A 16043-nucleotide genomic window follows, 5' to 3' on the forward strand; every position below is an offset into this window, starting at 1 on the left:
TCTATTCAACAACCCTTGCCTTATCCACAATCAAAGATAATTTATCTTTCATATTGACTTTTCCCTGAATAAGACAAATATTTCCTTTCTTTAACATCATTCCTATGTTTTTATAACTTGAAGCAAAGACAACACCATCCATACTACCTGTTTCATCCATTGCTTCAATAAAACACATTTCCTGACCCTTACGATCAGTAATATTTTTAACACGTTGTAACTGCACAACAACATTAACTGTCTTTTGGATATATTCATCCAAATCAGCCACATTAACATAAGCTGTCTGAATCTTTTGTTTCATCAGTTCAATAGGATGCATAGATAGATACACACCTAATACAGCTTTTTCTCTTGCGAGTTTTTCTTCCTGCTGATCTTGATAAATCGTTAAAACTGGTTTTTCATCAATCCCCAGATTTTCTTTTAAATGTCCATAATCCCTAATCGCATCCAGATTCTTTAAAATGGTTTGACGTGACATTCCAAACTCATCCAAAGCCCCTGCATCAACCAATGATTCTAACATTTTTTTAGATAAATGTGAATTTTCCATACGCATCATAAAATCATAAATATCTAAAAACAATCCTTTTTCACGTTCTTCAACGATAGCTTTATAACCTGCATATCCAACATTTTTAATGGCTAATAAAGAATAGCGAATATGCCCATCTTCCACCATAAAACGAGCCTGAGAATAATTGACTGACGGTGGTAAAATCTGGACATGATAAGCTTTACACTCCTGAATACAATGCACCTTTGTATTTTCACTTGATAATTCATTAGATAAGATCGATGCAAAAAAGTAAAGTGGATAATTGGCTTTTAAATATGCCAACTGATAAGCCACGTATCCATAAGCCACACTATGTGACTTATTAAATCCATAATCGGCAAACTTTTCAATCAGGCCAAAAACTTCAATAGCTTTTTCTTGAGTGAAACCATGATCTAAACAACCTTGAATAAATTCTTCTTTCATGGACTGCATCAGCTGTGTTTCTTTTTTAGATGTTGCCTTTCTCAGTATATCAGCTTTCATAAGTGAAAAACCTGCCATTTTTTGGGCAACCTGCATCATTTGTTCCTGATAAACCATGATGCCATAAGTCGATTTTAAAATAGGTTCTAACTCCTTTAAAGGATATGTAATCTTTTCTTGATGACTGCGACGTTTTAAATAAGTCGGAATATTTTCCATAGGTCCTGGTCTAAACAAGGCTATAGCTGCCACAATATCATCAAAACAGTAAGGTTTCATCTGTCTTAACAAATGACGCATCCCATAAGATTCTAACTGAAAGACACCAAAAGTATCTGCTTTGGAAATCAGACGATATGTCTTTTCATCATCTAATGGCAATTGATTCAATGCAATAGAAACCCCTTCATTGTGTTCAATATCTTTACAAATATAATCCAACATTGTGAGATTTTTAAGAGCTAGAAAATCCATTTTCAAAAAACCAGCTGTTTCAATATAATCTTTAGAATATTGACTCATTAATGTTGAAGTTGGTCCTACAACTAATGGCACAACTTCATGTAAAGCACGTCTAGATAAAATAACTCCCGCCGCATGTGTTGATACATTACGTGGTAAATGTTCAATAATACTCGTTGCTCCAACGATTTTTTTAAGACGTGGATCTTGATTGATCAGAGATTGAAACTGCGCAGAAGTCTGATACATCTGCGTAATCGTTTTTTTGTTTTTAGGAGAAGTCGGTATCATCTTGGCAATTAATTCTAATCGTGCAAGTGGAATTCCCATGACTTTTCCCATTTCTTTGATTGCTACACGAGGTCCATAAGTATTAAAAGTGACAATCTGTGCGGCATGATCCTGACCGTATTTATCAATAACATAACGAATCACTTCATCACGACGATCATCCTGAAAATCAATATCAATATCAGGCATAGAAACACGACCAGGATTTAAAAAACGCTCAAACAGCAAATCATAACGTAATGGATCAATATTGGTAATTCCTAAAACATAGGCAACCAGACTTCCAGCCGCACTCCCTCTTCCAGGTCCGACTTGAATTTTATGCACTTTTGCCCAGCGAACATAATCCCAGACAATTAAAAAATAATCATCAAATCCCATTTCATGAATCACATTCAATTCATATTGTAGACGTTTTTTATAAGCGATGGGAATGTCCTGATGACCAAAGCGTTTCTTTAATCCAACTTTACATAAACTTCTTAAATAATCAACAGCTTTTCCCTGATGTGGAACAGGATATGTTGGTAAATATTTTTCATGTAAAGGCACTGTCGCTTTACATGTCACTAACACTTTTCTTGTTTCTTCAATAATCTCTGATGAAAATAACTGTTCCATTTCAGCTTCACTTTTTAAATATTTTTCTTGCGTCAATGGCTCATATTGCACATCTAAGACCGTCCCACTTAAAGAAGCCTGCATCAAATCAACAGCCAAAGCATCCTGTTTTTTTAAATAGCGCACTTCATTAGAACAAATCACTTTGACTTTAACATAACGAGCCAAAGATATGATTCTTTGATTGCGTTGTTCCTGAAATTTTAAATGATGGTTTTGTAACATGATATAATAATGATCATGAAAAAGTTCTTGAAATAAACGCATATATTTAATTGCTTCATCTTCCATTTCCTTTGTGACATGACGTTCAATAATACCATCTTCCAAACCAGAAATGATATAAAGATGTTCATGATACAAAGCCAGTTTATTTAGGGCAATGGCACGATCTTGACTTAAATTAATCTCACAGCAGATTTGAACCAGATCAAAATAACCCTGATCATCAATAGCCAAAAGAATAAACGGATAAATATTCCCATCAATCAAGACACTGGCTTCCATGCCCAAAATAGGTTTAATATTATTTTTTAAACATGTTTCACTAAATTCTATTGTCGCAAACATATTATTTTTATCTGTTAAGGCTAAGGCATCTAAATGTTTCTCTTTTGCAGCCATAACCAAATCTTCAATTAAAATTGTACTTTGTTGAAAACTATAACCACTATAAATCTGCAAATGACCAAACATCATAACCGCCTCCTTTATGCTACATTATAACAAAAAAAATCATTATAAGATACAATGAAACGAGAAAAGAATTAACATAATCGCAATATACAGACAAAACACAACATAAATCAAATCTAAAAAATAAAAACTTTCAATACTTAAAACCCATAAACGATAAAAATATAAACCAATTAAATAAAAATGATATTGAAGTTGTATAACTTTAAACCATCTTTGATTAATTATAATAATGATACTCAACAAAACAGCTAAAAAATGAAATGGAATCATCCATTGAAAACATACCAGTTGTAATATTAAAAGAATTCCACATAACAGTTGCATTTTTTTCATTCTACGTATCATCATAGACATCACCTAATCTATCATATGTAGACAACAACTAAAAAAGACAAAAAAAGTAGAACATTGTTTTGTTCTACTGAGCTTGTTTTAATGCTTTTGCAAGCTGATCTGGACAAGATGTTGATTTCGCACCACAGCGAATACCTTCTAATCTAGCAATAGCTTCTTCTTTACTCATCCCTTCAACAAGTCTGGCTACTCCCTGTGTATTTCCTGAACAGCCACCAATAAATTTCACATGTGTTACTTTACCATCTTCAATATCAAAATCAATTCGTGATGAACATGTTCCTTTGGTTTTATAACTTTGCATACTTTTCCTCCTATTTCAATCTTGATTTTTCTATTACATAAATATTTTCATTATCTTTTAAACCATCTGACATTCTGATTTGACCATCTTCTAATAGCCAGATTGCTTCTACGCCATCCAATGAATTGATCAGTTTCAATCCATCTTCATAACTCATCAAGAAAACAGCTGAACTCAAGAAATCAGCCAAGCCACTATCTTCTGTAATGATACTGACACTTCTAAAATAAACAGCTGGATATAAAGTATCCGGATCAATCAAATGATGATATCTGATGCCATTATCATCCTGATAGAATCTTTGATAGTCTCCACTTGTGACAATTGATTCTCCCTGAACAACTAAAACAGCTTCATTTTCACTGTCAGGATCATCTGCACTTGCTGAATAATTACCATCTTGAGGTGATTCAATACCGACACAGAATTTATCGGCACATTCATCAAGATAAAAATCACCTTCTTTTTGAATTTTTCTTTGACCATGGCTGGCCACATTGCCACCACCACTCAATAAGAAATTATCAACACCTTTTTCAATCAGACCATCTTTAATTAATTCAATCGCATAACCCTTAGCAGTGGCCCCTACATCAATTGAAACTTCAGGATCATCAATATAGACAGTCTTTTGCTTTTCATCAATTTGAATACTATCAATACTTGTATGTAAATTAGCTTTTTCTAATTCTTCGCTATCTGGCACTTCACCAACACCACCATTAGCTTCAGCCTTATCACGGTAATCATGCCAAATATTAATAACACTTCCAAAAGCGACATTCACTTTAGAAGAAATCGTTTTATTTCTTTCAATACTTAGTGTCAATAAATCAATTAATGGTAGATCAACTTCAATGGCCTTTTGACCTGCATTATCATTAATTGTTTTGAGATTATTCATATTATCATATGTATTATACTTGTCAAACAGATGATCATAATAATTCAACTGTTCTTCAATATAATCACATTGTTCATTAAATTCTTCTTCATTATTGGCATAAGACATATAAGTCGTAATGGTATCAAATGGTCCTGTAAAATGATGACTCATTAATTCATATTTTTTTTCACATCCAACGACCAAACTCATCATTGATAAAGCCAATAAGCTTAATATTCCTTTTTTCAATTTCATCACCAGTGTTCATTATAGCAATAAATAAGAAAAAAAACCACAAAAAAGAGCCATGAATTTCATGACTCTTGTATTGATTTCATTATTTTAATGCATCAGCAACAGCAGCTTGGAATTGAGTAATTGAAATTGTGCATCCAGAACTTAAATCTGTATCTGTTGGTTTTCCATCTTCACCAGCAGCTTTGGCAACTTCATCAGCAGTTTTTCCTTTAGCCCATGTTTCAAATGAAGCAGCTTGTTGATCCCATTCTGCTCCACCTTCGATGTTACCCATTTGAGCTGAAGTAGATTTCATTGCATATTCATCGCCTAATTCAGTTTTAGTTTTTAATTGAGAACCATCAGCAGCGATTTTTGCAGTTTCAATATCTAACCATTGAATTTTTCCATCTGCATCAGTAGCAACTAAAGCTAAATCAGTAGTTAAATAAGTCCAAGGTTCTTGATAAGTATCACTTTCATAAGACATAGCTCTACCTAAAGATAAGTTATCAGTAGAAACTTCTTGAGCGTTTTCAATTGCTTTCGCAACAGCAGCTTGGAAATCATCAATAGTAATTGTACATCCAGCAGCTAATTCAGAACCAGTTTTTGCAGCTTTTCCACCATGGAAATCCATAGTTTCAACGTTTGCGATTTCTTTAGCAGTTTTTCCTGTAGCCCATTTTTCATATGCAGCAGCTTGTGCATCCCATTCTGCTCCACCTTCAATGTTACCCATTTGAGCTGAAGTATCTTTCATTCCATAATCAGAACCTCTTTGTTCTTTAGTTTGAGTATATTGAGCATCTCCACCATTAGGTGTTCCTTGTGCAACATCAATGTCGATCCATTGAACTTTTCCGTCAGCATCTAAACCTACACCAGCAAATGTAGTATTAACTTGTCCTTCAGATACAGTTGATACTACACCTAAACCAGCTTTTGCATATTTTGCACCTTCAGCAGCTCCTCCAGTTGATTCTCCTTTTTTACCGCATCCAACTAAAACAGTAGCCACTAAAGCAGATGCAGCTAAAACTTTTAATAATTTGTTCATAAAAAAATTCTCCTTCCCATTCCTTTTTTGAACTATATATATTATATCTTGAAAGCGTTTATATATCAAGTTTTTTTCGCTGTTTTCCCACTTATTTTTAGGTTCAAAACAAACAGAAAATACAAATTATTTTGAATCCATCAATGATTTTGTGAAAAAATTCATAAGAAAAAAAAGAATAAATTTCTAGAATTTATTCTCGTTTTCCTGAATACATTTTTCAACTCTTGATTGAACCATACTTGCAACTTCTGTACTATTCATATCTTTATATTCATCATAATAGATAGGTGGTAGATAATGAATCTGAGCATCTACTTTTTCAATAGAGTTATTATCAAACACCTTATAACAATCAATTAATGCGACTGGCACAATTGGTTTTTTTGCATCCATAACAGATTTAAAAGTTCCACCTTTAAATTCAAGCATTTTGTTTTGTTGACGACATCTTGTTCCCTCAGGGAAGATGACATAGCTTGTACCAGCAGCCATATCTTTTGAAGCTTGTCTAATGACTTTGACTGAAGCACGAATATTTTCACGATCAATGGCTAAAGCATCAACCATATGTAATACATTTTTTAAGACAAAGACATGCATTAACTCTTTTTTTACAATAAATTTAAATGGTTTATCATGTGTTCCAAATAAAATCAAGGCATCAAATAATCCCTGATGATTAGGAGCCATTAAATAACCCTGTTCTTCAGGTAAATTCTCTTTACCATAACAATGAATCTGAACTCTTGATTTTTGATTGACTTTTCTAACCAATTCTTGAATAAAATAGAATCTTTGTGCAAAACTGATGTTCTCTTTATTTTTATTATAACGATGAATCGTTAATAACCATCCAGGTATTCTGTATAATAATCTAAAGATTAAAAATATAATTCTTTTCATTGGGCACCTCTTTGATAAATTTCCAAATCAAATGTTTCAAATGGTTTAACTTCCTTTAAAACAAAACCATATCCATCAAAATCTGGAAAATAAGTTTCTCCATCATGTGTTCCTTTTATTCTAGAAATCAACAATTGGTCAACATAAGGTAAAGACTGCTTATAGATGGAAGCCCCACCAGAAATAAATAAATCTTTTCCACTCTCTTTATATTCCTGAATCACTTCTTCTAATGATGTTCTCACTTCTACACGATCATCTTCAAATGGTTCAAAGCTCACAACAATAGTATGACGATGAGGTAATGGTCTACCAATAGCCTGATATGTTGTATAACCCATTAAAATAGTCTGATGAATGGTTGTTTCTTTAAAATGCTTTAAATCTTCTTTGTTGTTCCATGGCATTCCATTAGATGAATCCTTCTTTCCAATCAAACGATTATCATCCATAGCCACAATAATACTAATCATTAGACACTCACCTTCCCATATAATCTTCCGTGACTTTGATAATTTTCAATATGTATATCATCAATTGTAAAATCAAATAAAGACTTCACTTCAGGATTTAACTTTAATTGACATAATGGAAGTGGTGTTCTAGAAATTTGTTCTTTCACAACATCAAAATGATCTTTATAAATATGGGCATCCCCAATGGTATGAATAAATTCTTTGGCTTCATATCCACATACCTGCGCTAACATAGCTGTCATTAAAGCATAAGATGCAATATTAAAAGGAACACCTAAAAATGTATCAGCACTTCTTTGATATAACTGACAAGATAAATATTTGCGATCAGCTGACACATAAAACTGTAAAAAAGCATGACATGGTGGTAAAGCCATCTGATCAACTTCTACAGGATTCCATGCACTGACAATATGTCTTCTTGAAAAAGGATTGTTTTTTAAAGAATCAATTAAATTCTGTAATTGATCAATACCTTGTTCATTAAAATTACGCCATTGTCTTCCATAAACAGGTCCTAGTTCTCCATATTTCACAACAAATGGATCATCAGCAGGCAGTTCTTTTATTTTCGCAACAAATTCTTCTAAACTTTCACCATGAAAATCTTTGGATTTCTTAAAATTTTCATAAGGCCATTCATTCCATATTTTGACATTTCTATCAACTAAATACTTAATATTTGTATCTCCCTTAATAAACCATAAAAGCTCTTCTGCAATAGGTCTTAAAAACATCTTTTTTGTTGTCATCAAAGGAAAACCCTCACGTAAATCATAACGTGTCTGATAACCAAAAACACTACGTGTTCCCGTTCCTGTACGATCATCACGATCTTCCCCATGTTCTAATATATAACGACACATATCTAAATACTGTTTCACATTTTTCACCTCTTGCTTATTATAGCGAATAAAGAAACAAAAGTCATTATTTTTGTATTGCATAAATAGAAATGATATTGATAAAGTCTATTATTTTTAACTAGACTTCAATATATCGTTTATTGCACGAAAAATTCTTTTATACACATATAGCCTTGGTATCTTTTATAAAATATTTCTTTGTAAGCATATATAAAAGTAGACTCATTAATATCAATGCTCATAAAAAAAGAGATACTCAAATATATTTGAAAATCTCATTTTTAAATCGTATGTGATTATTTAATCATCGTCGTCATCGTCATCATCATGGTGTGAACATTGTATACGATAGCGCTCCATCATTTCTTTAAATATTTCCCCATTTGATGGTGGTGTATACGTCACAGCATTCGCTCCTGCTGCAATGACTTCTCTAATCGTTTCTTCATTTGGTCCACCTGTTGCGATAATTGGAAAATCTCGATCAATCTTACGTAATGCTTTAATAATTTCTACTGTCTTTTTACCACCTGATACATTAATGATACTTGCTCCTGAATGTAACATTCTTTCTTCTAATGGTTCATCAGTAGAAACAACTGTTAAAACAATAGGAATATCAATAATCTGAGATAGCTCCTGTACAAATTTTGTCTTAGTCGGTGCATTTAAAACAACAGCTGTAGCCCCATGCAATTCAGCATCTAAAGCGATTTTATTCACTCTTGGTCCTGATGTTGTTCCTCCACCCACTCCAGCAAAAACAGGTTTTTGTGCCACTTCAATAATAGCATTTGTAATCTGCATTGTAGGGGTAAATGGATAAACAGCTATCACGGCATCAGCGTTGCAATTTGAAATAACTGCCACATCAGTAGAAAACACTAAAGATTTAATCCTTTTCCCATTAATTGTGATTCCTGATACATCATATATACATTGAGGAACTTTGACAATATGTCTTAACTTAGAATCAACAGTAGGTGTTATTTTTTCCATGCATCATCACCTCTATATTATTATATATTATTTTTATGAATTCACTGTGAAGAAATGAAATAAAGCTCCTAATAAATTAGCTTCATTTTGATATTGACATGTGAAAACGGTTGGACGAACTTTCGCATGTGTAAAAGTCTTAAAGATTACATCTAAACGTTGGTTCACTTCATCAAGTAAATCACTTCTTGCACTAATACCGCCACCAATGACTATTTTTTGAGGGTCATAGGCATATTGTAAATTATAAATACCATTAGCTAAAATATAATAATATTGATCAACATATTTTTCATAAATAGGATCATCATGATAATGATCAAAGATGTCCTGACCATTTAATGAGGAAGCATCAATTCCTTTTGCTTTTGCGACATTTTTCACAACAGCAACTGTTGATCCAATTTCAGACCATGTATGCATTTCATGCGTATCAAAGTCAAATTGAGCAATCATATAACCAAACTCTCCACCATGTAAATGTACCCCTTTGTGAATACGACGATTTTTGACAACGGCACCACCAATACCTGTTCCACTGACAATAAAGCAACAATCATCAACATCACTGGCAGCCCCTTTCCAGACTTCAGCCAATGCCGCACAATTGGCATCATTTTCCATTTCGACACGAACATGTAAACGACTTTCTAAATCTTCTTTAATATGTGGTCCATGAATATAATCAATAGCACTAGAACCACCAATAATTCCCTTTTCACTATCTACTGCACCTGGCATACTTAAAGCAACACCTTCTAAATTATCTTCATGAAAGAAAGCATCAACGATAACCTGGTACATCTCTTCTATTGTTGGAGGAACTTTGACTTTCTTTGTTTCATAAATTGTTCCTTCTTCATCTAATATCCCCATTTTAATGGCTGTCCCACCAACATCTACACATAAATATTTTTTCATTTCATTCACCTTTCTTATTCTTTTTACACTTTATTATACCATTAAATAAACTTCCCTGTGAATAACCAAACCAGAAATATCTTTACAGAAACGATAAAATTATCATATCCTATTTATTTGATAAATGACATCTCGATTCTAAACATAAATTTTTCATTGATATAAATCAAACTATAGTCATGATTCATCTCACAACTACATCATTTCAATGATACTTCATATCAATTTTCCTAACATTTTTATCTTCACTTCGAAATCCTCAATTCCTTATGAAAATATTGAAGAGTAGAATATTTATATTTTCTATCAAATTGTTTGATATATAATGGTATATAACCATTAACATGTTCTACATAATCATACATTTTGAATATCTTCCTTTTTCTAAAAAATAAGAGGAACCTGTTACAGATTCCTCTATCTTGCATCCTTGAGCCATTTTTTATTTTACCGATGTGTCTTTGCTCTCACACATCATCATCGTTCGGTCATTTTTTATTTTACCGACGAGTCATAACCGTCACTCGTCATCATAGGATGCCTTGAGATTGAACACCTCATTATGAATATGCACCAAATATGCATTTATATTATACATATTCAAATAAAAAAGTCTACAATTTTCAATTGTTAAAATTAGCCAGAGTAGAAATGATAAAGAAAAGAATTATAGCTTATCAATGACTATAATTCTTTTAATTTCAATATTATTTTTGTACATATCTCTTCTAATGTTTCATCATTATCAACATGATAATCACAGGCCTTTAAATAAAGAGGATGTCTTTTTTGATAGAGCTCATAAAGTCTTTGAGCCCCATCTTTCAATAAAGGACGTGATGAAGTGTCTATATCTTCTAATATCAAGGGGATGGGTCTATCAACATAGATAATATAACCATTTTGACGAAGCGCCTTGATATTATCGCATCTTTCAACGACACCTCCACCCGTTGAAATAATCATGTTTTCCATTTTAGAAACATCCAAACAACATTCTGTTTCTTTTTGTCTAAAATAATCTTCAGATATATCAAACATTTCAGAAATACGCATCTGATATTTATCTTCAATATATATATCCATATCAATCCAATTCATTTTTAACTGATCTTTTAACAAACGTGCAATTGTCGTTTTTCCACATCCCATCATACCAATCAAGATAATATTTTTTTTACTTTTTAACATAATTTCCTAATACTCTCATTGTTTTGGTATGAGCTTTCATATCTTCCAAAGCCTGTATCATCGCCACATCTTTTAAACTTCCTTCTAAATCCACATAGAAATAATATTCCCAAGGTGTTTCTAATAATGGGCGTGATTCAATACGTAACATATTAATCGCATAATCATAAATAATCTTCATGACCTGATATAATGCGCCGACTTGATGTGGTAAGGTAAAAACAATACTAATACATGAAGCATCTTCTACAACTTCTAATTGTTTCCCAAAAATAATAAAACGAGTGGCATTGTTTTGAATATTTTGAATATTATCTTGAAGAATATCTAAATCATATAATTGAGCTGCCTGAGAAGAGGCTATAGCTCCAATATGAGGATTCTGTAATGTTGAGACATACTTGGCTGCCATCGCTGTATTTTCATATTCGTGAGGTTGAATATGATGTTTTTCTAAAAACAGAGATGTCTGTAATAAACCTTGAGGATGCGAATAAACGTCTTGAATATCTTCAAGCTTAGCCCCTTTGATGCCTAATAAATGTTGTGAAACAGAAAGACTCTGTTCACCAACAATATAAAATCCATAATCTCTAATCGCATCATAATTATCATTAATAGCTCCAGTAGATGAATTTTCCAAAGGAACAATACCATAATCTATTTCATCACGTTTTAAAGCTTCAAAAACATCTTTAAAATGCGTATATTGTTGTCTTTTGGTTTGTTTACCAAAATAAGTATCTAATGCTTTTTGTGAAAAAGAACCTGGTACCCCCTGAAATCCAACTGTAATATTATTGGCCTTAGGCAAAGCATAAGTCAAGGTTTGAGGATGCGGTAAAAATGTTGTCTGATATGACTTTGAAATATTCATCATAGATGTCAGAAACAGTTTTGCATAAGAATGAAAATCTTCTGACTGGATACGTGAAACATTGTTTTGAATGACCTGAGCTTCGCGTTCACTTTGAAAAATCTCCATATGATGAGCCATCTTATACGTCACAACATCTTTTGCTACTTTCATTCTTCGTTCAAATAAAGCCATCATCTGTTCATCTATTTCATCAATTTCCTGACGACATTGTTTTAAATCCTTCATAATTATCCCAGCATATCCAAAATACCTAAAGCAGCCATGGATTCAACAACGACCACTGCTCTTGGTACGATACATGGATCATGTCTTCCTTTCACTTGAATTTGTGTATTTGTTTGTGTTTGTACATTCACTGTTTCCTGTATTTGTGAAATAGATGGTGTCGGTTTGATACCAACTTGAAAAACAATCGGCATTCCATTTGTGATACCTCCCGTGACTCCACCATTATGATTGGTTTTTGTTTTCACTTGTCCTTCTTGATAATAGTAAGCATCATTCGCTTCATGACCATACATTTCAGTGATATTTCTTTGACCAAAGCTGACACTTTTTACCGCTGGTATACTAAAGAGTAATGGCGATAAATGAGATTCAATAGAATCAAAGAATGGATTGCCTATTCCTGCTGGAACATTTATAATCGCACATTCAACAATTCCCCCAACTGAATCCTGTTGAAGTCGTGCAGATTCAATGACTTCCTGCATTTTTGAAAAAACATCTTCATCAAGAGTGGGATACATTTTTGATGATAATTGTTCTAATAATGTTTCATCAATATCTACTGGAAAAGGTTGATCTTGAATATGATGAATACTTTGAATATGTGCCCCAACAATAATTCCTTTTTCTTTTAAAATTTGTCTGGCAATACTTCCAGCAAAAACAAGGGGAGCCGTCAGACGTCCTGAAAAATGTCCACCACCACGCACATCATTGAAACCATGATATTTCATATAGGCTGGATAATCGCTATGCCCTGGGCGCATGCAGGCTTTTAGCTCACTATAATCTTTAGAATGCTGATTCTGATTATAAATCATGGCGCATATTGGCGCTCCTGTTGTGACTCCATCTACAAGTCCACTGACAATATGTACCTCATCTTTTTCCTGTCGAGGTGTTGACATTTTATTTTGCCCCGGTGCACGACGTTTCATATACCAGCGAATCTGTTCCATATCCAGGCGAATACCTGCTGGCAAGTTCCCCATCACAATACCAATGGCTTCTCCATGACTTTCACCAAAAAGTGACAATTCAATATGACTACCCCAATTCGCACTCATGAAAGTCACCTCCTAACGACTGAAAATCCTCCCAGAAATCTGGATAAGACTTGTCCACACATTGTTCATCATCAATGACAACGGGCTGATCACACACACTTGAAGCGATAGCTTCCATCATCGCCATACGATGATCATGATAAGATGAAACATGTCCACCCTGTAATGAAGCAACGCCTTGAATTTCCATAGCGTCTTCAAATTCCTTAGCCTGTCCTCCCAGTTGATTAATCACTTCGACTGTTGCTTTGAGACGATCACATTCTTTGATACGTAAACGACTAATGTTTTCAATTCTGGAAGTCCCTTCACTAACAGCACAAGCTAAAGCCATCACGGGAATAATATCTGGACATTGTGAACCATCAATTGTGATTGCATGCATCTTTTGACAAGACATCCTGTCTCCTTGAGCTGTTCTTTCAAATTGACACCCCATTTGTTTCAACAGTTCAATGACAACCTTATCACCTTGATAAGAATCAATATTCAAATCTTGAAGAAGCACATCATTATGCAAGGCTCCTGCTACCAGATAAAAGGCTGCCTGAGAAAAATCAGCCTCAACACGATAATCACATGCCTGATACTGTTGTCCTCCACGAATGATAAACTCACGATAATCATGATTTTCAATGTGAATACCGTATTTTTCTAACATTTGTAATGTGAGATCGACATAACCTTTTGACTGCATTGGAGAAGTGATCACAATACGTGAATCTTCATCTATTAATGGTAATGCAAACAATAAACCACTTAAAAACTGTGATGATACATCACCTGGTATTTCAAATTCTCCTCCATGCATTCTTCCTCTGATATATAAATCTAAAACATTCTCTCTATATAAATAAGAAATCCCCTGTTGTTCAAAAATATCATAATAAACCTGCATTGGTCTTTTCCCCAGTCTTCCTTCACCTATATAATGCAGATTACTTTCACAGACAAGTGAGATAGGAATCATAAATCTTAAAGTTGATCCTGATTCAAAACAATTGATTTCACATTGATTTCTCATAAAAGTTGTTGTTCCATCAATTTCTAAATAATCATCATATTCAAAAATCATTGTTCCTAAGCTTTTCATAGCCCCAATAGTTGCACGAATATCTTGAGAATATTCTATATTGGTAATGACACTTCTACCACGTGATAATGATGCACATATAATAGCACGGTGTGCCAGGCTCTTTGATGGTGGAACACAGACTGTCCCTGATAATTGTTTAGGTGTTATACTGATTGCCATATTAGACCTCCCTACTTTCATCTATAAATGATAAATCACTTGGATAAATAAAGCAATCTCCAATCTCCTTTAATAAAACAAAAGATAGTTTCTGATTGATATTCTTTTTATCTAAAGCCATAGCTTTTTTTAATTCTTCAGTAGGAATATGAGCTATGTAAGGCAAATGATATAAGTCTAATGCTTTTTTTATTTGATCAGCTGTTCCTTTTTGGGTTAATCCTTTCTTTTCAGCAATAAGGCTAAGTTGAACCATTCCAATACTAATAGCTTCCCCATGTGAATATTTTTCATAATGATAATACTGTTCAATCGCATGACCTAATGTATGACCAAAATTAAGAGCTAAACGATCTCCAAAATCTAATAAATCTTTTTCCACAACAATACGTTTTAAATCAACACAACGATAAATAATTTCATCAATATCCTGATATAGATCATCAAAAGATGTATAGGAAAGCAATTGTTGAAAGAGTGATTGATCAAAAATACAGCCATATTTAATCACTTCACCCATACCATCATTGATATATCTTTGATCAAGTGTCTTTAATGTCAGTGGATCAATAAAGACAGCCCCAGGATGTTTAAAAGCACCAACCAGATTCTTACCCTCAGGTAAATCAACAGCGACTTTCCCACCGACACTGGAATCAACCTGAGCTAAAAGTGATGTTGGAATCTGAATGAATTGCACACCTCTTAAAAATGTACTGGCAACAAAACCAGCTAAATCACCAATCACACCGCCACCTAATGCGATAATAGCATCACTTCTTGTCAAATGAAAAGCAAGTAACTGATGATAAATATCTGGTAAAATATCAAATCTTTTTGATTGTTCTCCATGAGGAATGACAACTTGACCTACACGATAACGCTGACTGAGTTGTTGTGTGAGTTTTTGACCATAATGTGAATAAACTTGATCATCAGAAATTATCATGACTTGTTTCCCTTTACATAATGGCTCGATATATTCTAGAATATGATCCAACAATCCCTGTTTGATATATATCTTGTAACTGTCTTTTTGTAAATTGACTTTTAAATCCATCTTTTCACTCCTAAATTTCTTTTCCAACAATATGGGCAATTTCTCCAACCTGTTTCAATAATTTTGTATATTTCTCTGGTTTTAATGACTGTGGTCCATCACATAAAGCATGTTCTGGATCATTATGCACTTCTATCATCAATCCATCACATCCTGCTGCAACTGCTGCCTTGGCCATTGGCTCTACCAGCCACCATTTTCCTCCTGCATGTGATGGGTCTATAATGATTGGCAAGTGTGTCAATCTTTTGATAACAGGTATCGCCTGCAAGTCTAATGTATTTCTTGTGTA

The 16043-nt window shown here is 33.4% G+C and carries 16 protein-coding genes; all 16 read right to left on the reverse strand.

Annotated elements, in window-relative coordinates; translation table 11 throughout:
- Position 1: 1 nt before the first annotated feature.
- The gene (gene dnaE, locus B5E87_RS02370; RefSeq protein ID WP_241147114.1) at positions 2-3061 is read right to left on the reverse strand and encodes a DNA polymerase III subunit alpha; all 3060 of its coding nucleotides are present in this window, start codon (positions 3059-3061) and stop codon (positions 2-4) included.
- Positions 3062-3100: 39 nt separating this feature from the next.
- Entirely contained in the window at positions 3101-3409 is a 309-nt protein-coding gene (locus tag B5E87_RS02375) for a hypothetical protein (protein WP_087243346.1), read from the reverse strand.
- 70 nt (positions 3410-3479) lie between these two features.
- Complete coding sequence (locus B5E87_RS02380) at positions 3480-3719, reverse strand: TIGR03905 family TSCPD domain-containing protein (protein WP_087243347.1); 240 nt, start codon at positions 3717-3719, stop codon at positions 3480-3482.
- Between the two features lie 10 nt (positions 3720-3729).
- Complete coding sequence (locus B5E87_RS02385) at positions 3730-4854, reverse strand: FAD:protein FMN transferase (protein ID WP_479684542.1); 1125 nt, start codon at positions 4852-4854, stop codon at positions 3730-3732.
- Positions 4855-4942: 88 nt separating this feature from the next.
- A complete protein-coding gene (locus B5E87_RS02390; RefSeq protein ID WP_087243349.1) occupies positions 4943-5902 on the reverse strand; it encodes a hypothetical protein in 960 nt (319 codons plus the stop codon).
- A gap of 186 nt (positions 5903-6088) precedes the next feature.
- The gene (locus tag B5E87_RS02395) at positions 6089-6808 is read right to left on the reverse strand and encodes a lysophospholipid acyltransferase family protein (protein ID WP_087243350.1); all 720 of its coding nucleotides are present in this window, start codon (positions 6806-6808) and stop codon (positions 6089-6091) included.
- On the reverse strand, positions 6805-7281 hold the full coding sequence (locus tag B5E87_RS02400; RefSeq protein ID WP_087243351.1) for a dihydrofolate reductase: 477 nt from the start codon (positions 7279-7281) through the stop codon (positions 6805-6807). The genes B5E87_RS02395 and B5E87_RS02400 overlap by 4 nt, the downstream gene beginning before the upstream one ends.
- A complete protein-coding gene (gene thyA, locus B5E87_RS02405) occupies positions 7281-8168 on the reverse strand; it encodes a thymidylate synthase (protein ID WP_087243352.1) in 888 nt (295 codons plus the stop codon). Before thyA ends, B5E87_RS02400 begins: the two co-directional genes overlap by 1 nt.
- A 282-nt stretch (positions 8169-8450) precedes the next feature.
- Complete coding sequence (locus B5E87_RS02410) at positions 8451-9149, reverse strand: hydrolase (RefSeq protein ID WP_087243353.1); 699 nt, start codon at positions 9147-9149, stop codon at positions 8451-8453.
- A 33-nt stretch (positions 9150-9182) separates the two neighbouring features.
- The gene (locus B5E87_RS02415) at positions 9183-10070 is read right to left on the reverse strand and encodes an ROK family protein (RefSeq protein WP_087243354.1); all 888 of its coding nucleotides are present in this window, start codon (positions 10068-10070) and stop codon (positions 9183-9185) included.
- Positions 10071-10754: 684 nt separating this feature from the next.
- Positions 10755-11261: a shikimate kinase gene (locus B5E87_RS02420; RefSeq protein ID WP_087243355.1), complete on the reverse strand. Its 507-nt coding sequence runs from the start codon at positions 11259-11261 to the stop codon at positions 10755-10757.
- Positions 11248-12366 carry a chorismate mutase gene (locus tag B5E87_RS02425; protein WP_087243356.1) on the reverse strand — a complete coding sequence of 373 codons (1119 nt, stop codon included), beginning with the start codon at positions 12364-12366 and terminating at the stop codon, positions 11248-11250. Before B5E87_RS02425 ends, B5E87_RS02420 begins: the two co-directional genes overlap by 14 nt.
- 2 nt (positions 12367-12368) lie before the next feature.
- Positions 12369-13436, reverse strand: coding sequence for a chorismate synthase (gene aroC, locus B5E87_RS02430; RefSeq protein WP_087243357.1), 1068 nt, complete (start codon positions 13434-13436; stop codon positions 12369-12371).
- Positions 13417-14691, reverse strand: coding sequence for a 3-phosphoshikimate 1-carboxyvinyltransferase (gene aroA / locus B5E87_RS02435; protein WP_087243358.1), 1275 nt, complete (start codon positions 14689-14691; stop codon positions 13417-13419). Before aroA ends, aroC begins: the two co-directional genes overlap by 20 nt.
- A 1-nt stretch (position 14692) precedes the next feature.
- Positions 14693-15751 (reverse strand): 3-dehydroquinate synthase, encoded by a 1059-nt coding sequence (aroB, locus tag B5E87_RS02440; RefSeq protein ID WP_087243359.1) that lies wholly within the window; start codon positions 15749-15751, stop codon positions 14693-14695.
- Positions 15752-15761: 10 nt separating this feature from the next.
- Positions 15762-16043 (reverse strand): hypothetical protein (locus tag B5E87_RS02445; RefSeq protein WP_087243360.1); only part of this gene is annotated, 282 nt, incomplete at its 5' end.

The organism is Massilimicrobiota sp. An142 (genome assembly GCF_002160725.1).
GTDB lineage: Bacteria > Bacillota_I > Bacilli_A > Erysipelotrichales > Coprobacillaceae > Allocoprobacillus > Allocoprobacillus merdigallinarum.